The sequence below is a fragment of the Streptomyces sp. SP18BB07 genome (assembly GCF_036322545.1).
In the GTDB taxonomy this organism is placed as follows: domain Bacteria; phylum Actinomycetota; class Actinomycetes; order Streptomycetales; family Streptomycetaceae; genus Streptomyces; species Streptomyces deccanensis.
The window spans coordinates 17,044-37,760 of sequence record NZ_JAQYWT010000362.1; the positions used below are offsets into that span (position 1 = coordinate 17,044).

The 20,717-nt window shown below is 68.8% G+C and carries 18 protein-coding genes and 1 pseudogene; 17 read left to right on the top strand and 2 right to left on the bottom strand.

Features of this window, described 5'->3' with window-relative positions; translation table 11 throughout:
- Positions 1 to 131: 131 nt before the first annotated feature.
- Positions 132 to 2,303 (top strand): alpha-galactosidase, encoded by a 2,172-nt coding sequence (locus PUR53_RS39845; RefSeq protein ID WP_329911634.1) that lies wholly within the window; start codon positions 132 to 134, stop codon positions 2,301 to 2,303.
- 390 nt (positions 2,304 to 2,693) lie between these two features.
- On the opposite strand, the gene PUR53_RS39850 is transcribed toward PUR53_RS39845, so the two are convergent.
- A complete protein-coding gene (locus tag PUR53_RS39850; protein WP_329911635.1) occupies positions 2,694 to 3,635 on the bottom strand; it encodes a LysR family transcriptional regulator in 942 nt (313 codons plus the stop codon).
- A 184-nt stretch (positions 3,636 to 3,819) separates the two neighbouring features.
- On the opposite strand from PUR53_RS39850, the gene PUR53_RS39855 reads away from it, so the two are divergent.
- The 11 genes from PUR53_RS39855 to PUR53_RS39905 all read left to right on the top strand — a co-directional run bounded on the left by PUR53_RS39855 (position 3,820) and on the right by PUR53_RS39905 (position 15,157).
- A complete protein-coding gene (locus PUR53_RS39855; RefSeq protein ID WP_329911637.1) occupies positions 3,820 to 5,355 on the top strand; it encodes a carotenoid oxygenase family protein in 1,536 nt (511 codons plus the stop codon).
- A gap of 8 nt (positions 5,356 to 5,363) precedes the next feature.
- Positions 5,364 to 6,017, top strand: coding sequence for an MBL fold metallo-hydrolase (locus PUR53_RS39860; protein ID WP_329911638.1), 654 nt, complete (start codon positions 5,364 to 5,366; stop codon positions 6,015 to 6,017).
- Between the two features lie 20 nt (positions 6,018 to 6,037).
- Entirely contained in the window at positions 6,038 to 6,793 is a 756-nt protein-coding gene (locus PUR53_RS39865; protein WP_329911639.1) for an SDR family NAD(P)-dependent oxidoreductase, read from the top strand.
- Between the two features lie 30 nt (positions 6,794 to 6,823).
- Positions 6,824 to 7,432, top strand: a complete 609-nt coding sequence (locus tag PUR53_RS39870; protein WP_329911640.1) for a carboxymuconolactone decarboxylase family protein — start codon at positions 6,824 to 6,826, stop codon at positions 7,430 to 7,432.
- A complete protein-coding gene (locus PUR53_RS39875) occupies positions 7,429 to 8,301 on the top strand; it encodes a fumarylacetoacetate hydrolase family protein (protein ID WP_329911641.1) in 873 nt (290 codons plus the stop codon). Before PUR53_RS39870 ends, PUR53_RS39875 begins: the two co-directional genes overlap by 4 nt.
- On the top strand, positions 8,298 to 9,146 hold the full coding sequence (locus PUR53_RS39880; protein WP_329911642.1) for a fumarylacetoacetate hydrolase family protein: 849 nt from the start codon (positions 8,298 to 8,300) through the stop codon (positions 9,144 to 9,146). Before PUR53_RS39875 ends, PUR53_RS39880 begins: the two co-directional genes overlap by 4 nt.
- A gap of 27 nt (positions 9,147 to 9,173) precedes the next feature.
- Positions 9,174 to 9,974 (top strand): SDR family NAD(P)-dependent oxidoreductase, encoded by an 801-nt coding sequence (locus PUR53_RS39885; RefSeq protein ID WP_329911643.1) that lies wholly within the window; start codon positions 9,174 to 9,176, stop codon positions 9,972 to 9,974.
- Between the two features lie 49 nt (positions 9,975 to 10,023).
- Positions 10,024 to 11,484, top strand: coding sequence for an aldehyde dehydrogenase family protein (locus PUR53_RS39890; RefSeq protein WP_329911645.1), 1,461 nt, complete (start codon positions 10,024 to 10,026; stop codon positions 11,482 to 11,484).
- Positions 11,485 to 11,745: 261 nt separating this feature from the next.
- The gene (locus tag PUR53_RS39895) at positions 11,746 to 12,141 is read left to right on the top strand and encodes an SRPBCC family protein (protein WP_329911646.1); all 396 of its coding nucleotides are present in this window, start codon (positions 11,746 to 11,748) and stop codon (positions 12,139 to 12,141) included.
- 458 nt (positions 12,142 to 12,599) lie between these two features.
- Complete coding sequence (locus PUR53_RS39900) at positions 12,600 to 13,706, top strand: DUF3500 domain-containing protein (RefSeq protein WP_329911647.1); 1,107 nt, start codon at positions 12,600 to 12,602, stop codon at positions 13,704 to 13,706.
- Positions 13,703 to 15,157 carry a HoxN/HupN/NixA family nickel/cobalt transporter gene (locus tag PUR53_RS39905; RefSeq protein WP_329911648.1) on the top strand — a complete coding sequence of 485 codons (1,455 nt, stop codon included), beginning with the start codon at positions 13,703 to 13,705 and terminating at the stop codon, positions 15,155 to 15,157. The genes PUR53_RS39900 and PUR53_RS39905 overlap by 4 nt, the downstream gene beginning before the upstream one ends.
- A 658-nt stretch (positions 15,158 to 15,815) precedes the next feature.
- Here the strand turns inward: PUR53_RS39905 and PUR53_RS39910 are convergent.
- On the bottom strand, positions 15,816 to 16,739 hold the full coding sequence (locus tag PUR53_RS39910) for a LysR family transcriptional regulator (protein WP_329911649.1): 924 nt from the start codon (positions 16,737 to 16,739) through the stop codon (positions 15,816 to 15,818).
- Positions 16,740 to 17,087: 348 nt separating this feature from the next.
- Between PUR53_RS39910 and PUR53_RS39915 the strand changes: the two genes are divergently transcribed.
- From PUR53_RS39915 to PUR53_RS39935, 5 genes and pseudogenes are all read left to right on the top strand, one after another.
- Positions 17,088 to 17,654, top strand: coding sequence for an RraA family protein (locus PUR53_RS39915; protein ID WP_329911992.1), 567 nt, complete (start codon positions 17,088 to 17,090; stop codon positions 17,652 to 17,654).
- Between the two features lie 4 nt (positions 17,655 to 17,658).
- Complete coding sequence (locus PUR53_RS39920) at positions 17,659 to 18,564, top strand: SDR family oxidoreductase (protein WP_329911651.1); 906 nt, start codon at positions 17,659 to 17,661, stop codon at positions 18,562 to 18,564.
- A 42-nt stretch (positions 18,565 to 18,606) separates the two neighbouring features.
- Positions 18,607 to 18,870 carry a hypothetical protein gene (locus PUR53_RS39925; protein WP_329911653.1) on the top strand — a complete coding sequence of 88 codons (264 nt, stop codon included), beginning with the start codon at positions 18,607 to 18,609 and terminating at the stop codon, positions 18,868 to 18,870.
- 6 nt (positions 18,871 to 18,876) lie between these two features.
- Positions 18,877 to 19,893: an MFS transporter gene (locus tag PUR53_RS39930; RefSeq protein WP_329911654.1), complete on the top strand. Its 1,017-nt coding sequence runs from the start codon at positions 18,877 to 18,879 to the stop codon at positions 19,891 to 19,893.
- Between the two features lie 310 nt (positions 19,894 to 20,203).
- Positions 20,204 to 20,686 (top strand): annotated as a pseudogene (locus PUR53_RS39935) (aldehyde dehydrogenase family protein); the annotation flags it as partial.
- Between the last annotated feature and the right edge of the window lie 31 nt (positions 20,687 to 20,717).

Consider the following 20,717-nt stretch of genomic DNA (forward strand, 5'->3'; position numbering starts at 1 on the left):
AAGAGATGGAAACCGGAGATTTACGCGGCGATCACACCGGGGGCGCGTCACGGGCCGTCGAGTGCCGCACACCGGCCGACGGACGGCGGAGGGCCTACGGAAGGCTCGTACACCACAGAAAGGGAACCGCGTTGACTACTGCTGTCGAAGCAACCGAGAGGTCTCTTCTCTGGTCCCATGAGGCCCTCGGACTGCACGCCCTCGCGGATTCCGCCGGGTCGGTCAGGCTGGGAGCGCCCGGCCAGGACTGGACCTCCTTGCTTCCCCTCGTCGAAGTCACCGCCACCGGTCACGGCCGTATCTGGTCGGGGGAGCGTTTCATCGACACCGCGATCGGCGACCGCCTGACCTACCGTGGCCACGAGACGCTTCAGGACGGGGACTGGCAGTGCACGACGATCCGGCTGGCGGATCCGGCGACCGGCCTTGCCGCCGACATCACCCTGCGGACATGCCCCGGCGCCGGCTTCCTCCGCTCGCAGGTGCGCCTGGTCAATGAGGGGAGCACCCCGCTTCGGTTGGAGAGCGTGTCGAGCCTGGCCCTCGGCGGCATCGTGGACGCCATGGGCGCTCTGGACGGCCTGACCCTCCACTGGGCGGACAACGACTGGCTGGCCGAGTGTCGTTGGCGGCACGCAGTGTTCCGTGACCACGTCGTTCCCCTGAACCGGTCCGCCCATGGCCACGAAGGGCGCGGCTGCTTCGAGCGGTGTTCGCAGGGCAGCTGGTCCACGGGACGGCACCTGCCGATCGCCGCCCTTACGGATCGGACGGGTCGCGCCTGGCTCTGGCAGATCGAGTCCAGCGCGGGCTGGCGCTACGAGACCGGCGAACGGGAAGGCGCCGTCTACCTCGCTCTGTTCGGACCCGACGACGCCCATCACCAGTGGCGCGAGACAGTGGCGCCCGGCCAGGAGTTCACCACCGTCCCGGCCGTCCTCGTCGGGGCCGAGACCGGCGGCCTGGACGCGGTGTTCGGTGAACTCACCGCCTACCGCCGCCGTATGCGCCGCAGTCACCAGGACCACACGGCACTCCCGGTGATCTACAACGACTACATGAACACCTTGATGGGCGACCCCACCACTGACAAACTCCTGCCGCTCATCGAAGCGGCGGGCGCCGCGGGCGCCGAGGTCTTCGTCATCGACGCCGGCTGGTACGACGACGACGCCCAGGGCTGGTGGGACGCGGTCGGCGCCTGGGAGGCCTCCGGCAGTCGCTTTCCGGGCGGTATCCAAAAGGTCCTGGACGCCATCAGGGAGCACGGCATGACTCCCGGACTCTGGCTGGAGCCCGAAGTGGTCGGCGTACGCAGCCCGCTGGCCCGCACCCTGCCGTCCGAGGCGTTCTTCCGCCGGGGCGGTGTCCGTGTCACCGAGCACGGCCGCCATCACCTGGACCTGCGGCACCCCGCCGCCCGCGCCCACCTCGACCAGGTCGTCGACCGGCTCGTGGGCGACTGGGGGGTGGGCTATCTGAAGTTCGACTACAACATCAACATCGGGCCCGGTACCGAGAACGGCGCCGAAAGCGCGGGCGCCGGCCTCCTCGGGCACCACCGTGCGCACCTCGACTGGCTCGGTTGCCTCCTCGACCGGTATCCCGGCCTCGTCCTGGAGAACTGCGCGTCGGGCGGGCTGCGCATGGACTACGCGCAGCTGGCGGTGGTCCAGCTGCAGTCCACCAGCGACCAACAAGATCCCCTGCGCTATCCGCCCATCGCGGCCGCGGCCGCCACCGCGGTAACGCCCGAGCAAGCCGCTGTGTGGGCCTACCCCCAGCCGCACTTCAGCCCCGACGAGATCGCCTTCACCCTCACCGGCGCGCTGCCGGGCCGTATCCACCTGTCCGGGTTCCTCGACCGCATGAGCCCGGAGCAGTTCGAACTCGTCCGCTCGGGCATCTCCGTCTACAAGGCCATCCGCTCGGAGATTCCCGACAGCCTTCCGTTCTGGCCGCTCGGGCTTCCCTCGTGGGAGGACACCTGGATCGCCTCCGGCTGGCGCGGCCATGCCGACACATGGCTCGCACTATGGCGCCGGGAGGCGGCCGCCGGCGAGCGAGAAGGGGGCCCGCGCTCAAGAGACCAGCAGGGAGCCGACGAAAGCTCCTGTACCGTCACGATCTCTCACCTGCGCGGCGCCCGCCTTCGTCCCAGGCTGCTCTACCCCGCCACCTCCGACGCCACCGCGTCCTGGGACGCCGCCGACGGACAGCTCACCGTCTCCCTGCCGCGCCCGAACACCGCTGTGCTTCTCTGCCTCAGCGCGGTGCCACCGGCAGAGGGTCGCCAAGTGTGACGAGGCGGGTCTCACCAAAGGCTGACAGGGCGGGCGCGCCGACCCAGTCGCAGAGGCGTACGAGGCGATGCGTGAGCCTGCCGGCACCGGGTCAGCGGCCCGGGCCGAGCCGAGTGGATGGCTGAAGCCCTGGGACGAGATGAGCGCGGCCGCTTCCGTGAGGTCGGTGGCGAATCGCTGGTCCGCTTCGTACGGGAAGCGCCGGCTGGGGCCGCTGAGCGGGAGGGAGGCGATGACCGCGCCCGAGCGGCTGGTGGCGAGTCGGCTCCGGCGCCGGGGCGAGACGCCTACGGGCCACCGGGGAGGCGCTGCCCGGCCCCGTCCGATCGAGATCGAAGATGCGGATTCACGTCTTGGACGTCGCGGGGCGGGGCCCGGCGCCCGGCACGGCTAGCCGGATGTGGCCGCGGTTTCCTCCAGCCCAGGTGTTCCCTCCCCGGGCAGGCGGGCGAGTGCGAGGCGCAGGAACGCCTGGGCCGCGGGTGAGGTCGGGGCCGGGTCGCGGTGGGCGAAGGCCAGGGGCTGGAGTGCCTGCGGGTCGTCGAGGCGCAGGACGCAGTCGGCGTGGTCGGTGGGGACGACGGCGTCGGCCACCGGCCGGGGTACGACGGTCACCCCGATGCCTTCGAACGCCAGCGAGGTGAGATCTCCGGCGCTGTGCAACGCGCAGACACCTCGGCGGCGGGCTCGCGCGCGCTCGAACGCGGCGTCCACCTGTACGCGCAGTCCGGTGTCCGGACTGCATTCGAGGAAGCGTTCGTCGGCCAGCTTCGCCAGGTCCGTGACGCCGGTGCCGCGCAGGCGGTGCCGGCGGCCCACGACGGCCACGAGCGGCACCAGACGGAGCAGGTGGTAGGCGATGCCCGGGGGCAGTTGGTGCTCGTGCAGGGCGATGACGGCGACCTCGAGTTCGCCGGTGAGGAGCTGTGCGGCGGCCTCCACGCCGTCGGCGTCGGACAGGGTGACCTCGACCGCGGGGTAAGCCTCCTGGTACTCCCTGAGCAGGCCGAGCTGGTCGATGTTCCCCGCCGTGAGCGTCACCGAGCCGATGCGTAGCCGCCCTCGCACCGGGCCGTCGAGCGAGGCGATCTCGGCGTGCATCTCCTGCACGGTCTTGAGCACCCGCCGCGCGCAGGAGACGAAGGTCTGACCGGCCTGGGTCAGCCGGACATTGCGGCTCGTCCGTTCGAACAGTCGGGCGCCGACCTCGCGTTCCAGCTGGGTGATCTGGTGGCTGAGCCCGGACTGCCCGATGCGACAGCGCGCCGCGGCCCGGGTGAAGTTGAGCTCGTCCGCGATGGCCACCGCGTACTCCATCTGCCGCAGATCCATCGAAGACTCCGATCATTTCATGCATGTTTCAGTGTTGGACGTCGAGGATGCGCCGGGAGCATCATGACCGAGACGAGCTGATCAGCTCGGTTCCACGAGGCCCGCACCCGCAGTAGAGCGCTGCCGCCGACGGGCATCGATCACATTCTTCGCTTGATCCAAGCTTGCCATAGGAGAGAGAGCCATGGCCACTGCGACGACGCAGCCGAGCGGGACGCCCGGGCAGCAGCCCGTCGGCACGCAGCCGCCTCCGGAGACCATGAAGTGGCCGGACACGCCGAAATTCCGGGGGTTCTTCGCTCCGTCGCGGATCGAGGCCGACGTCTACGACCTGGAGGTCGAGGGCCGCATACCCCCCGAGCTCTCCGGCGCCTTCTACCGCGCCGCCGCGGACACCCAGTACCCCCCGCGGTTCGCGAACGATGTCTACATCAACGGCGACGGCATGATCCACATGGTGCGGTTCGAGAACGGGCACGCGGATCTGAAGACCAAGTTCGTCCGCACCCAGCGCTTCGAGCTCGAACGCCAGGCCCGCCAGGCCCTCTTCGGCGCCTATCGCAACCCGTACACCGACGACCCTTCGGTCCTCGGCATCGACGACGGCAACGCCAACACGTCGATCATCTGGCATGGCGGCAAGCTGCTCGCGCTCAAGGAAGCGGCCCTCCCGTACGAGCTGGACCCGCTGACCCTGGAGACCAAGGGGATCTACGACTTCTCCGGGCAGATCCCCGGACGTACCTTCACCGCGCACCCCAAGCACGACCCGCGCACCGGCGAACTGATCGCTTTCGCCTACAACGCCAGCGGTCTGCCGGACAAGCAGATCCACATCTACGAGATCTCCGCCTCCGGCAAGGTCACCCGCTCCCAGACCTTCGAGGTGCCGTACTCGTCGATGGTGCACGACTGGCTGGTCACCCGGGACCACTTCGTCTTCACCATCTCACCCATGGTCGCCGACCCGGAGCAGCTGAAGCGGGAGGCCCAGTACTTCGTCTGGGACCCGAACCAGGAGACCTACGTCGCGATCATCCCCCGCGATCAGGGCGTGAGCGGCATCCGCTGGTACCGCAGCGAACAGCTCATGGAGACGCACTCCCTCAACGCCTGGACGGACGGCGACACGCTGGTCGCCGACCACTTCACCACCAAGTCCGGCTGGTTCTCACAGTTTCCGATCACGACCGTCGGCCCGCTGCCCGAGAAGCCCCCGTTCCTGCACCGGTGGACGTTCGACCTCACCCAGGGCGCCGCCCACTGGGACGACGCCGCCGACACCTACCGCAGCGAACAGCTCATCGCCTCACCCGGCGACATGCCCCGGGTCGACCCCCGGATCCTGATGGAGAAGAACAGGCACGCATGGATCGGGGGCATGCACCCCGACGTACCGAAGTGCGAGGTCGGCCCGATGGGCCCGCCCTTCAACTCCCTCATCCACCGCGACGACCACACCGGCGAGACGACCTTCTGGGCCCCCGGCGAACACGCCGCCCCCGAGGAACCGGTGTTCGTCCCGAAGTCGGCGGACGCCGCCGAGGGCGAGGGCTACCTGCTCGCACTGATCGGCCGACGCGACCAGAATCGCCACGACCTGGTCATCCTCGACGCACTCGACATCGCTGCTGGCCCCATCGCCACCGTGAAGATCCCGTTCCGGCTCCGGTACGGCTTCCACGGCACCTGGGTGCCCGACAGCGAGCTGCGGAAGTGACCGGCCCGATGCGACTCACCAGGTGCGGCCACGCCTGCGTCCGGCTGGAGCGGGACGGCATCGTCGTCGTCATCGACCCCGGTGTCTTCTCCGACCCGCACGCTCTCGACGGCGCCGACGCGGTGCTCGTGACCCATGAGCACGTGGACCACTTCGCCGAGCCCGTGCTCCGCACGGCGGCCGAGGCCGACCCCTCTTTGCGGATCTGGGCCGACCGTTCGGTGGTGGACCGGCTCGGAGCTCTCGGCGGCCGGGTCACCGTGGTCGGTCACGGGGACGCTTTCGACATCGAGGGCATCGGTGTCGAGGTGCACGGGGAACTGCACGCCCCAACCCATCCGGACCTCCCGCGGGTCACCAACGTCGGCTTCCTGGTGGGCAACACGGATGGCGCCGTCTTCCACCCGGGCGACGCGTTCACCGTGCCCACCCGCGCGGTGGACACGCTTCTCGTGCCGGTACACGGACCGTGGTCCAAGACCGGCGAAGTCATCGACTACGTCCGTGAGATCAAGCCGCGGCGTGCTCTGTCGATCCATGACAGCGGCCTCAGCGAGGGCGGAAACGGCCTGGTGGACGGCCTGATCATGGCGGGCGTACGGGACTCCGCCACCGCCTACGCGCGGGTGGCATCCGACGCGGAGATCGAGCTCACCCGATGATCAAGGAAGGCAGACCCGCGATGAGATGGCTGGGTTTCGAGGAGAGCCGCGCGCTCGTCATCGGGGCCGGAGGCCTGGGCACCGCGTGCGCCCGTGCCTTGGCCGAGGCCGGTGCCAAGCTGATGATCGTCGACGCGGACTCGGCCCGGCTCAAGGAGCTGAGTGACGATCCGGTCCTCGCGGCCGCCGACGTGCGGACCCTCACCGTGGACCTGACGTCGTCCGGCGCGTGCGAGTGGGCCGTCACGGCGTCGGCCCGCGAACTGGGCGGCCTGGACGTGCTGGTGCACGCCGTGGGAACGAACGACCGCCGCCCCGTGGTGGACACACCGGACGAGGTATGGGACCGCATCATGACCCTCAACCTGTCCAGCGCCTTCTGGACCGGGCGCGCCGCCGGTCGGCTGATGCGCGAGTTCGGCCACGGACGCATGGTGTTCTTCTCCTCCGTCTCCTCCCGGCTCGCCCACCGCCACCACGCCCCGTACGCGGCGTCGAAGGGCGGCCTGGACCAGCTGATCAAGGTGATGGCCCGCGAATGGGCCGCCGACGGCGTCACCGTCAACGCCGTGGCCCCGGGCTATACCGAGACCGAGCTGACCCGCGCGTACCTGGACAAGCCGGGGATGCGCGAGGAGATGACCAGCCTGGTCCCCGCCGGACGCCTGGGCACACCGGAGGACGTGGTCGGCGCCGTGCTGTTCCTCGCCTCGGCCCGCGCATCCTTCGTCACCGGCCAAGTGCTCTACGTGGACGGCGGCCGCACGCTCGTCTGAAGCCCTCTCGCCCCTCTGAAAGGAGCGCGGATGACCGCACGCCTTGCCGGACTGCTGCCCGGCGCGCTGGACGAGCAGCAGACCGAGGTCTACCACGCCATCACGGCCGGCCCCCGGGCCGCCGGACCACAGGCCTTCGCCCTCGTCGACGAGGAGGGCCGGATGCGCGGCCCGTTCAACGCCATGTTGCTCAGCCCGCCCGTCGGGCTGGCCGTCCAGGCGGTGGGAACGGCGGTGCGCTACGAGTCGGTCCTGACGGACCGTGTGCGAGAGATGGCCATCCTGGTCGTCGCCGCCGAGTGGGGGAGTGGCTTCGAGAGGGAGGCCCACGAGGAGGTGGGCCGGCGGTGCGGCCTCACCGAATCCGAGCTGCGCGCACTGCGCGCCGACGGACTGCCCGATCTCGCGGACCCGGCCGAGCGAGCCGCCCTGAACGCGGTCGTGGCGCTGACCTGCGCCGGTGCGCTGAGCGACCAGGAGTACTACGACACGGTGGCCGCGTGGGGAGAGCGAGGACTGTTCGAACTCACCACTCTGGTCGGCTACTACGCCCTGCTTGCCCTTCAGTTGCGGGTCTTCGCGGGAGAAGGCCCAGCGGATCACTACGACACATCACGAACCGAAAGCGGAACATCATGAAACTGATCACCTTCGACGACGGCCGCGTAGGCAGACTGGAGCTGGAAGAACGGCTCGTCCTCCCCCTGGAGGTCCGCTCGACGCGCGAGTACTTCGAGCGCGACGGCCGGGTCACGGAGACCGGGGAGCGCCTCTCCTTGGACGACGTACGGCTGCGCGCCCCGATCGTGCCGAAGAAGTTCTTCCACACCTCCGGCAACTTCCGCGAGCACGAGGACGAGTCGAAGAACGTCGACTGGTCGCACCCCATGCACAAGGGCATCGTGTTCTTCCAGAACGTCGACGCGATCGTCGGCCCGGACGAGCCCGTCATCCACCCGGAACACCTCACCAGCGAGCTGGACTACGAGTTGGAGATCGCCGTCGTCATCGGCAAGCCCGGCAAGTTCTTCGGCGTGGACGACGCACCCGATCACATCGCCGGATACGTCGTCTTCAACGACATCACCGCGCGCGACATCCAGCGCCGCGAGATGGAGTCCGGCGTCTTCTCCTTCTGCAAGGCCATCGACACCTTCTGCCCCGTCGGGCCCTACATCGTCACCGCCGACGAGATCCCCGACCCCCAGAACCTCGACATGGAACTGCGGGTCAACGGCGTGGTCCGGCAGAAGTCGAACACCAGCCGCATGTCGGTCTCCATCCCGCACCTGGTCGCCTACCACTCCCCGCAGGGCTACAGCGCCGGCGACCTGATCACCACCGGCACCGTCCAGGGCGTCGCGGGCTTCAGCGGTGACCCCGACATGTACCTCAAGCCCGGTGACGTCATCGAGGCCGAGGTGGAGCGCCTCGGTGTCCTGCGCACGCCCATCGTCAGCTGGGAGCAGGGCCACGGCACCCCGGTACCGCAGAAGGTGGACTGGTGAGGCTCGCGGTCATCGACGGCCGCGCGGTTCTGGTCCGCGGCGATCGGGCCGCGGACGTCCGCTGGGCCTCACAGGGCCGAATGCCCGCCGATCCGATGGCCCTGCTGGAGCAGTGGCAGGCGGTCCGTGACTGGGCCGCCGACCTGCCCGACGAGGCGTACGACATCCCCGTGGACCCGGACCTCCTCCAGGCCCCGGTTCCCCGGCCCCGGCAGGTCTTCGCCGTCGCCCTCAACTACCCCCCGCACGCCGCCGAAGCCGGATTCACCGCGCCGGACGAGCCGTTGGTGTTCACCAAGTTCCCGACCTGCGTCACGGGTCCCCGCACCACGGTCGAGCTCCCCGCGGGCAAGGTCGACTGGGAGGTCGAGTTGGTCGCGGTGATCGGCCGGCCCGCCCACCGTGTGTCCGAGGACCGTGCCTGGGAGACGGTCGCCGGGCTCACCGTCGGACAGGACCTGTCGGAGCGGGTCTCCCAACTCCAGGGAAAGCCCGCGCAGTTCAGCCTCGGAAAATCCTTTCCCGGCTTCGGGCCGACCGGACCGGTCCTCGTCACACCGGACGAGTTCGACGACCCCGACGACCTGGAGATCACCGGACTGCTCAACGGTGAGGTCGTCCAGCACGACCGCACCAAGTCCATGATCTTCCCGGTCCCCGAGCTCATCGCCCGGCTCTCCGCTGTCGTGCCCCTCCTCCCCGGAGACGTGATCTTCACGGGCACTCCGGCCGGAGTCGGCAACCGTCGCACCCCTCCCCGGTACCTCACCGAGGGCGACGAACTCGTCAGCCGGATCCAGGGAATCGGCGAGATCCGCCAGCACTTCACCGGACCCGCTACCTGATCACCCTCGCAGAACAGGACTTTTCCCATGTCCGAGCACACCACGCCCGTATCTCCGCTGCCCCGCCGCTTCGAAGGCCGGACCGTCCTGGTCACTGGCGCCGGCACCGGCTACGGAGCCGAGATCGCCGTCCGCGCCGCCCACGAGGGTGCCCGGGTCGCCGTCCACTACCGCAGCTCCGCCGCCGGAGCCGACAAGACCGTCGCCCGCATCAAGGACGTCGGCGGCGAGGCGTTCACCGTCCAGGCCGACATCGCCGTCCACCAGGACGTCATCCGCATGGCTGAGGAGGTCTTCAGCCGCTTCGGAAGCCTGGACGTGCTGATCAACAACGTCGGAGACGTGGCGGCCGACCAGATGTCCTGGCGGGACGTCACCGAGGAGTCCATCGACCACGTGCTCGCCGTGGACATCAAGGGAACGATGCTCTGCGTGCACGAATTCGGTTCCCGCATGCTGGTGCAGGGGCATGGCGCGATCGTCAACATCGGCTCCACCGTGATCGTGCGCGGCAGCGCGCGGGCCCCGCAGTACGCCGCCGCCAAGTACGGCATTCTCGGCATCACCAAGTCCTACGCGCAGGCCTTCGCGCCCACCGTGCGGGTCAACACCTTCGCGCCCGGTTTCATCGAGACCGAACGGCTCCTCACCCGTGAGGACTGGAAGTCCGGCCGCCGCGAGGAGTTGATCTCCAAGACCCCGCTCGGCCGTATCCCCGGCCCCGCGGAACTCGCCGGTACGGCCCTCTTCCTCGCCACCGACGACGCCGCCCACATGACCGGCGCGTACCTGAACGCGGACGGCGGCTTCAACATGATCGGCGCCTGACCCGCAGCCAACCGGACCGACCCCAAAGGCAGATGACCTGATGGACCCCATGTCACTTCACCGCAACCTCCTGATCGGCGGCAAGGAAACTCCCGCCGTCTCGGGCCGGACCACGGCCGACATCAACCCGTGGACCGGCGAGCCGTACGCCACGGTCGCGGCAGCCGGACCGGAGGACGTGCGGGCCGCGGTGGACGCGGCGGACGCCGCCTTCGCCGAGTGGGCCGCCCTCGCGCCCTTCGCCCGACGGAGGATCTTCCTGGACGCGGCGGACCTCATGGAGCAGCGCGGCGAGCAGGCCGTGCAGCTGATGGCCGCGGAAGTCGGCGGGACCCGGGGATGGGCGCTGTTCAACGTCGCTCTGGCCGCGAACATGCTGCGTGAGGCAGCCGCCGCGATCACCGCCCCGCGCGGGGACGTGCTGGCCACCCAGGAACCGGGCGGTGTCAGCCTGGCCGTCCGCGAACCCCTCGGCGTCGTCGCGGCGTTCGCGCCGTGGAACGCGCCGGTCATTCTCGGCACCCGGGCCGTCGCCGCCGCGCTCGCGGCGGGCAACACCGTCGTGGTCAAGGCGAGCGAGGACGCCCCCCTCGCGTGCGGCCTGTTCGTCGCCGACGTACTGCGCGACGCAGGCCTGCCCGACGGGGTCCTCAACGTCATCACCAACGACAGGGCAGACGCCGCCGCGATCGCACAGACACTGGTGGCGGACCCGCGCGTACGTGCCGTCAACTTCACCGGCTCGACCGGCGTCGGGCAGATCATCGGCACCCTCGCCGCCCAGCACCTCAAGCCGGCCGTGCTCGAACTCGGCGGCAAGAACTCGGTGCTCGTGCTGGAGGACGCCGACCTCGACCACGCCGTGAACGCCGCCGCGTTCGCCTCCTTCATGAACGCCGGCCAGATCTGCATGTGCGCCGACCGCATCCTGGTGCACACGTCCCTGGCCGACGAGTTCACCCGGCGCTTCACCGCGAAGATCGCCGACCTGCCGAGCGGTGATCCGAACCTGCCAACCACCGTCATCGGTCCGCTCGTCAACGAGGCCGCCGCCCAGCGGGTCGCCGCCCTGGTTCTGGACGCGGTACGCAAGGGCGCACGCGTCCTCACCGGGGGCGGCACACCGCAGGGCGCCCTGCACGAGGCGACCGTGCTGACCGACCTGCCCGAGGACGCGACACTGCACCACACCGAAGCCTTCGGCCCCGTCGTCGCCGTCAGGGCCTTCTCCGACGACGACGAGGCCGTGGCGCTGGCCAACGACACCGAGCACGGCCTCAGTTGCGGCATTCTCACCGAGAACGGCACCCACGGCCTGAAGGTGGCCCGCCGCATCCGTACTGGCATCGTGCATGTGAACGACCAGTCGGTGGCGGACGAACCTCAGGCCCCCTTCGGCGGGTTCGCGGCCTCCGGCTACGGCCGCTTCGGCGGACGCTGGGGCATGGAGTCCTTCTCCAACACCCGCTGGGTCACCCTCTCCACCGAGCGGGCGCACTACCCCTTCTGATCGCTTCGCCGGATCCGCAGTACTCACCGTGTACGCGGTCCTGGCCACCGCGGCACCGCCAACGCTTCCGTCCGCCTGTCCCAGCAGCGGCGATGAGGGCCCGGAAGAAGAACGATCCAAAAGGCGGATGAACATGATCGGAGACTTCGTACGCGAGGGGGGTGGGCAGCGGAAAAGCCCTGGTCCATAGTCGTGCCAGATGCCTGACGCCGCTGCCTCGGGCTCGTTCACCCGCCCCCGTGGCGGCCCCAGGGAGATCGCGTGACAAGTCTTCGTTTCGACACCCTGCTCGTGCAGGACCCCGACCGTGTCTGGGCCGTGCTCACTGACGTGAGCACGATTCCGCAGTGGTTCCCTGCCGTGCAGGAGGCGCACTTCGATGGCGTGCACCGCCATCTGCATACGCCTGAGGGCACACTGAAGGCTCTGGTCGTCACCAAGAACGACGAACTGCGGCGTTTCCAGTACCAGTTCGTCGAAGGCATGCCCCTGCCGATCGACTTTCATCTCGGCACCATCGACGTGCTTCCGGACGGGGACGGTTCACGCGTGGTGTACAGCCAGGAGATCCTTCCGGAGGGCCTGGCGCCCCTCGTCGAGCGGGCCGTCAGTGGCGGAATCGCCGGCATTGCCCGGTACTTCGCCACACATCCTTGAGACGTACGCGCTGCAGACAAGCGTGCGGTGCGGCAAGCGGACAAGATCACCCCCGGCTACAGCACCGCACTCAGTGGCCTGCGCTCCGTCGTCCACGCACTGCGCGGCTGGCCCCTTCCGCGGACCCCCGGTCGTCAAGTTCAGACCAGCCGATCAGCCTCACCCCCCGTCTCGCCGCGCGCACCTGCACGCGACGTGATTGTTGACACTTTTGATTTCAATATTGCCCACGAAAAAATCAAACCGGCTAGCGTCACCGGCACGTGACCTCGACCGGCGCCCCGGAGACCCGGGAGCGACCGGAAAAGGCCTGGCCGCACGCGCGCACCGACGTGACGTCCATTCCGTCCCAGCGCTGCTGTGCGCGGCATGTCGTGATCCTTGGGAGACCCACTTTGTCCTCGCATCACCTTCCTTCTGCCCGGTTGCGCCCCGCCGGGCGCGGCACTCGCCTTGCCGTGAGCGTCGCAGCCGTGCTCGTGTTCGGAACCGCCTGTTCGTCCTCCGGCACCGAGTCCCAGAACTCAACGGGGTCGGACAGCTCCAGTGCGTCGAGCGCGGCCACTACCAGCCCCTCGACGTCCGCCTCGGCCGGGGGCGCGAACTACGACGCGACGACGAGCGGCAAGGCGTCGGCGGCGGTCCTGTCGGCGACCAAGGAGTTCCTGGCCACGCTGAGTTCGGCGCAGAAGACGTCGGTCGCCGGTGAGCTGACGCAGAGCAATCTGTCGCAGTGGTCGAACCTGCCCGACCAGCTGTTCCAGCGCGCGGGGCTACGGATGGATGCCCTCAGCTCGGCCCAGCAGGCGGCGGTGCTGAAGATCCTCAAGGCAGCGCTCAGTGACGAGGGGTACAAGCAGGTCACCCAGATCACGTACGGCGACGGCGTGCTGAAGGACCAGGGCGGCATCGACCTGGACTTCGGAGCCGACCATTACCACGTCCGAATCCTGGGGACACCGTCCGCGACCGGCAAGTGGACGATCCAGTACGGCGGTCATCACCTTGCCGTCAACGTCACCATGGCCGGGAAGCAGATGACGCTGGCACCCACCTTCTGGGGCGCGCAGCCCGCGTCCTACACCAAGGGCACCAGCGAGACCGAGCCCCTGAGCGGGGAGACCAAGAAGGCTTTCGCCCTGGTCGACGCACTGGACGCGACGCAGCTCAAGGAGGCCGTTCTGCCCACGGCCGTCAACGAGATCGTGCTGGGCGCGGGACAGGACGGAAAGACCCTGGCGGCCGAAGGCGTCAAGGCGTCCACCTTCACGGCCGAGCAGAAGAGCCTGCTGCTCGGCCTGGTCGGCGAATGGATCTCCCCGCTGAACGAGGAGCAAGCGGCCGCGAAGCTGGCAGCGGTGAAGGAGAACCTGGCCGACACCACTTTCGCCTGGTACGGATCGACTGAGGTCGGAAACCCGGTCTACTACCGGGTGCAGGGCCCGACCTTCACCATCGAGTTCGCCCATCAGCAGGGACAGGGCGCCAACGCGGGCGGCATCACCCACATCCACTCCATCTACCGCGAACCCGGTAACGACTACGGCGCAGGGCTGACTTCGTGACTTTCGCACGACACCTGGCCCGGTGGACGGCAGCACTCGTGCCGGCGGCCACCGGGCTGGTCCTGCTGGCGGCGCCCGCGCATGCGCACCCCAACGACGAGACCGTTCAGCAGGTGTATCTGACGCCCACCGCCTCCGCTCTCTCGGTGCAGCTCGACCTCACTCCGGGGGTGCTGGTGGCGCCGGCCTTCGCCCGGGCCGTGGACACGAACGGCGACCACCGGTTCGGCGCCGACGAGGAGGCCGCGCACGTCGAACTGGTGACGTCGGCTCTCCAGCTGCGCGTGAACGGCAGAACGGTTCCCCTCACCGTGACCAGGAGCGCCTATCCCTCCTACCACCTGCTCGCCGCCGCCGGCGGCACCGTCACCGTCGAGCTCGCAGCCGTCCTGCCGACGGGCAGCCACGACATCGCCTTCACTGATGGCTACGCCCCTCCGGGACGTACCACCGTCCAGATGGATGTCCTGGTTGCCGAGGTGGATCCCGCGAACCTGGACGGCATCACGCACGCGGACGAGGGACGTGAGATCACCGTCACCCTCGCACGGGCAGGTACGCCAACCGGCCGACCGACACCTGCCGGCTCCGCCCCCGCCGCTACGGAGCAGTCCAACGACACGACCATGCTCAGCGCGCTGAGTACGCCGTTGGCATCCCCTTGGGCCCTCCTGGCCCTGGTCGGCACCTGCGCCCTGCTCGGCGCGTTCCACGCCCTCACCCCCGGCCACGGCAAAGCGCTTCTCGCCTCCTATCTGGTCGGCGCCCGCAGTACCCCCCGACAGGCCGTCGCCCTCGGGGCCGTCATCACCGTCACGCACACAGCCGCCGTCGTGGCGATCGGCGTCGTGGCCTTGGTCGCGGGCAACTACGTCGTCCCGGGCGTCCTCGTCCCCGTTCTGGAGATCCTCGCCGGCATCGCCGTGCTCATCGTCGGAGTCCGGCTCCTGGCCCGCCGTTGGCGCCAGCGCCACGACCCCCACCACGAGCACCACCACCATCACGGACATGCCCATCACGCCCACGACCACCACTCGGACGCCGATCATGGAGACCACGGCAGCAGTGCCTCCGGCAACGCTCCGGCCGTCCTGGCGAGCGAGCACCGGCATGCGTCCCCGGCCATGCCCTCAGGCTTCCGGTCCATCGCCACCATGGGTGTCTCCGGCGGCATCATCCCCTGCCCCGAAGCGCTGAGCGTCCTCCTGCTCGCCATCGCCCTCCACCGCACCGCCCTTGGCCTGGCCATGGTCGTCGCTTTCAGTATCGGTCTGGCGGCCGTCCTCGTCGGTCTCGGACTCGTCCTGGTCAGCACCCGCTCGACACTCGACAGATTCAGGCGCCCGGGCAACAGCGCACTCGTCGCCCGGCTGCCCCTCGTCTCCGCCGCTGTCGTCACCGTCCTCGCCCTGACCATGACCGTGAACGGCATAACCGGCCTCACCGGCTGAACCGCCGGTCGCGAAGCCAGCCGAGCGGACCGACAGGCCACCACAGTCCCGCACGTCGACCACCGGGCATGCCCAAGGAGGGACCGACATGGCGCTGATGCCCTGGTGGGTGCCGGGCTCCCAGGTTGACTCGTCGGTGACGACGGAGTTCCGGCCGTCCTCTTGCTCGAAGTCCGACCGGGTATGGGCGTCGTAGGACAGTCCTCGTGGGTGGTGTGCCGGCCGACGGGCAGGGCCATGTCGAAGCCGACTTCGTGCACCCGCTGGTGGCTCGGACGACGTGGCCGAGGGGGGCGGTCTGGAGGTTGAGATGCTGGACGCGGATGGGATCGAGGGACAGCCCCGAACCAGGGCACCTACCTGCGTCGTACAGACCCTGGACGTGCCGGCCGGCGACGCGCGGGTGGCGCCGACCGTGCGCCCTGCCTGCTGAGGCGGCGTGACGGAGCTGCCTCGTTGGGCTCAAGGCCCCGCGCTCCCGGGCGCTGCGGGCGGGAGCGCACAGGCGAGTGATCAGTGCCGGGGCATCCAGCTTGCGGCCACAGGCGGAGTCGGTCCGCCCGGGCGGACCCGCACCGGACGCATCGATCTGGTGGGAACCGGTGAGAACAGAGCGCGACAGGGGACGTTGATCGACTCCATGCCTCCGAAGGCTGAACTACGGTGGTTCCGTCACGTCGGTCGGCGGTCCGCACACATCAGCGACGAGCGAGCGGAACCATTGATGAGCGGGGTGGTGGTGCAGCCGTTCGTGCCAAATGAGTTTGTAGGTCAGCTTCTCGGTTTCGAAGGGCAATGGGCGGACCGCCAAGTCGTGCTGTTTGATGAGTGGTTGGCCGTGTCCATCGATGAAACCGCTCGGCACACACGTCAGCAGGTCGCTTTCCGCGACGATCCGCAACGCGTCGGCGAAGTGATTGACGACGGCCACGATCGTCCGTGTGCGCCCCTGCAGGCCGAGCCAGCCGTCGATCACACCCAGATCCATACCTGAGGGCGTCACCAAGACATGGCCGCCCGCCGCGAACTGATCGAAAGTCAACTCTTGCGTCAACGGGTGTTCGCGGCGCATCACGCACACGTAGTGCTCTGTGCGAAGAACTCGGACGTGGATGTCGCGAGGAAGCGCGGGAAACATGCCGACGGCGCAGTCCATCGTGCCGCGCTCGATTCCGTCAAGAGAGCCGGCATTGGTGTGGAACGAGAATGCGACGCGGGCATAGGGAGACGTCTCCCTCAGCTTCAGCGTGATGCCGCACACCGCTTCCGTCGCGAGGCTGTCCGTCACCGAGAGACGGAAACCGGTCGGATCCGTACGGGGATCGAAGTGCTGGGGTGTGATCGAGGACCGGAGCGTCGCCAGTGAGCGATGGAGCTCGGGCCAGATGGCCAGCATCCGTGCCGTCGGTTGAACGCCGTCGGCGACCCTGAGGAACAACTGGTCCCGCATCAGTTTTCGAGCACGCCGCAGCGCGTTGCTGACGGCGGGCTGGCTCATCGACAGGCTGGTCGCGGCGCGTGTCACGTTCCGTTCGAGCATGACGGCTTCGATGACCAGGAGCAGGTTGAGGTCGAGCCGCACGTTATTCACCTGGGTTATGGCGATACCCCCAGACTGTGAATTGGACCCATTCGGTGCTTTGGGCAACGCTATCAGCACGAACGCACCGGACGTGCCGGGATCTGACCGGCCGGATCACAGTCGGTGACCGACGTCCGGAGTGCAAGACGCCGAAAGGATATTCGCCGCGATGATAGACGCTCCTGTCGGGGATGTGCTACCGAAGCTGACCGGAAAGATAAGCCCGGAACGGATTCGTCTGATGCGCGCCCCACGGCCCCCGCAGGACCTGATCGAGGGGTTCAAGCGCATCACCGACGCGACCAGCGTCGTCTCCGACATCATGGATGAGCTGGGAATGAGGGGGGCATCGGCGCCTCGGTCCTCAAGCCGACCCTGCCCTCCGCGAACATCGTCGGACCGGCACTCACCGTACGCAACATCGTGCAGCGTGAGCCGGTTCATGAAACGGCGCGGGACCACGTCAATCGCATGGCCGAGTTCGAGGCACACAACCTGGCCCTGCCCGGCGACGTCATCGTGATCGACGGTGTCGCAGGCATCTCCAACATGGGGGGAATCTCGGCGCAGACGGGAAAGCGGCAGGGGGAGGCCGGCGCCGTCATTTCCGGTGGAATTCGCGATGTCGGCCATTCCCGGCGGGTGGGTTATCCGGTGTGGGCCACCGAAATCACCCCGGTGACGGGAAAGTGGCGCATCGAGACGGTCGAGATCAACGGCGACATCCAGATCTCCGGTGTCCGCGTCTCGCCCGGCGACATCATCGTCGCCGACGAAACCGGCGTGTGCTTCATCCCTCTTGCCCGGGCGGCCGAGGTGCTGGAACGGGCACTGAGGAAGGCCGCCTTCGAGGAGCAGAAGTGCGCGGCGATCGACGCCGGCACGGCCGTAGCCGATCTCCCTACGAATGCCTGAGGCCATGACCGATTCCCCGCGAAGACTGCGCGTCTCCATCCTCGACGACTACCGGGACGTCGTCCGTACGCTCGACTGCTTCAGCAAGCTGCAGGGGCATGACGTCACGATCTGGAACGACTCCATGTCCGATGCGGAGGTGCTCGCCGAGCGCCTGGCAGACGCCGACGTGCTGGTGCTGCTGCGCGAGCGCACCAAGGTCGACGAAGCACTGCTCGGCCGCCTGCCGAAGCTCAAGCTGATCAGCCAGAACGGCCACATCCCGCACATCGACCTCGACGCGTGCACCCGGCACGACGTCATCGCCTCCTCGGCCCTGACCGCACGCCCGTCCTACCCCACCGTGGAGCTCACCTGGGGCCTGATCCTCTCCGCCATGCGCGACATCCCGTTCGAGAGCGCCGCGCTGCGCGAAGGCCGCTGGCAGAGCACCGTCGGGCTGGGACTCCGTGGCCGGACGCTGGGAGTCTACGGCTTCGGCCGACTCGGCTCGATGGTGGCGCAGATTGGTGTGGCGTTCGGTATGGAGCTGCTGGTCTGGGGCCGGGAGGGCTCCCTGGAGCGGGCGAGGGATGCGGGCTTCCGGGTCGCCGAGAGCAGGCAGGCTCTGTTCGAGGAGTCGGACGTACTCAGCGTGCACCTGCGCCTGAACGAGGCGACGACCGGAGTGATCGGATCCGACGACCTGGCCCTGATGAAGCCGACGGCCCTGCTGGTGAACACCAGCCGGGCGGAGCTGATCCAGCCCGGGGAACTGCTGCGCCAGAACCAGGAGCGCATCCCGCTCGGACGGTACGCCGCTCCGGAGGAGGTCGCCGACGCGGCCCTGTACCTCGCCAGTGCGCGGGCGTCCTACGTGACCGGCGCGTCGCTGACGATGGACGGCGCGCTGACACCGCTCGTCGTGTGAGCGGCTGAACCAGATACAACAGCCAACTTTGGAGGAACAACGGTGTTCCACTGGTATCGCGAGCTCTCCAAGCGGGAGCGCAACACGTTCTGGGGCTGTTTCGCCGGATGGGCCGTCGACGCGATGGACGCGCAGCTCTTCAGCTTCGTGCTCCCCGTGCTCATCACGGCCTGGGGTCTGACGACGGCGCAGGCAGGTTATCTGGCCACGGCGACGCTCCTGTCGGCGGCCATCGGCGGCTGGGCGTGCGGCTTTCTGGCGGACCGCTGGGGCCGCGCCCGCGTCATGCAGTTCACCATTCTGTAGTTCGCGGTGTTCACGTTCATCGCGGGCTTCGCGCAGAACTTTGATCAGCTCATCGTCGTACGCGTGCTGCAGGGGCTCGGTTTCGGCGGCGAGTGGGCCGCCGGCGCGGTGTTGATGGGTGAGATCATCCGGCCCGCCCATCGCGGCAAGGCGGTGGGATCCGTCCAGAGCGGCTTCGGCGTCGGCTGGAGCCTGGCGTCGATCATCGCCGGTGTGGTTCTCGCCCACGTGCCGGCGGAGTACAACTGGCGGGTGCTGCTGATGATCGGGGTGCTGCCCGCTCTGCTGGTGCTGTGGCTGCGACGCACCATCGAGGAGCCGGAACTGTACAAGCAGACACGCGCCGTCATAGCGGCCGAAGGCCGAGGCCCCGGTCTTGGGGCGATCTTCGAGCCGGGCGTGCGGGGGATCACCGTCAAGGCGTCGCTGCTGGCGTTCGGCGTGGTCGGTGTCGGCGGGGCGATCGTCAACTGGCTGCCGACGTTCATGAAGACGGTCCGGGAACTGTCGCCCAGCGCCTCGGGGTACTACCTGTTCCTGGTGACCGGCGGTTCCTTCTTCGGGTTCCTGGCGAGCGCCTATCTGGCCGACGTCCTTGGTCGGCGACGGACGTTCCAGCTGTTCCTGGCCTGCTCGTGGCTGGTGACCATCGGATACATGTTCCTGCCGCTGTCCGGGTGGGGGCTGGTCCTCATGGGTGTGCCGTTCGGCTTCTTCACGATCGGCAACTATGCGACGCTCGGCCCGTTCTTCACGGAACTGTTCCCCACCGCCGTCCGCGGCAGCGGGCAGAGCTTCGCCTACAACTTCGGCAAGGCGGCCGGTGCCCTCGCGGTCACCTGCATCGGCATCCTCGCCCAGTGGATCACCTTGGCCGAGGCCATCGGGCTGATCGCACTGCTCGGTTACAGCGTCGCGATCGTGATCACCCTGCTGCTTCCCGAGACGAAGGGCATGCACCTCAAGCCGGGTGTCGGGGCGGTGCCCGCGACCGCGACTCCCAGCAACCTCTCCGCCGTCTGAGGACGGCCGAGTCTCCCCTCTCCCAGGCCACGAGGCCTTCACCGAACGGTTCACCAGGTAGCGACGCCGACAGGGCTCGTGCGACCGGTCAACCGCTCGTCCCCCGCACTCCGTTCAGCGAGGCGAACGCATCCAGAGCCTCGCTCTCCCCGACCGGCACGCGCGGTCGACGCCCCTGCCACAAAACCCCTGACGGCAGGGTACGTCGCGGTCGGCCGCCAAGGTCGCGGGACACACTCACCCTCCCCGACGCCGGGCCCGCCCCACCGAGCGGGCCCGGCGCCCCCACCCGACTGACAAGGAACACATCATGGTCGCCCACCTCACGCACTGGATCGGCGGACAGCCGTGGAGCGGTGCCGCCGAACGAGCCGGGGACATCCACGACCCGGCGACCGGCCGGATCACCGGCCGGGTGGACTTCGCCTCGGCCGACGTGGTCGACCGGGCAGTGGCCGCGGCTGCCGACGCGTTCAGGCACTGGCGTCGGACATCCGTGGCGAAGCGCGGACAAGTGCTGTTCGCGTTCCGCGAGTTGCTCAACGCACGTCGCGAGGAGGTGGCCGCGATCATCGTCGCCGAGCACGGCAAGGTGCATTCCGACGCGCTCGCCGCGGTGGCCCGCGGCGTCGAGGTCGTCGAGTACGCCTGCGGCATCCCGCAGTTGCTCAAGGGCGGCTTCACCGAGCAGGCGTCCACCGGTGTCGACGTCCACTCCGTCCGACAGCCGCTCGGCCCGGTCGCGGTCATCTCGCCGTTCAACTTCCCCGTCATGGTGCCGATGTGGTTCTTCACCCACACCAAGGCCGTCACCCAGTGCTGGC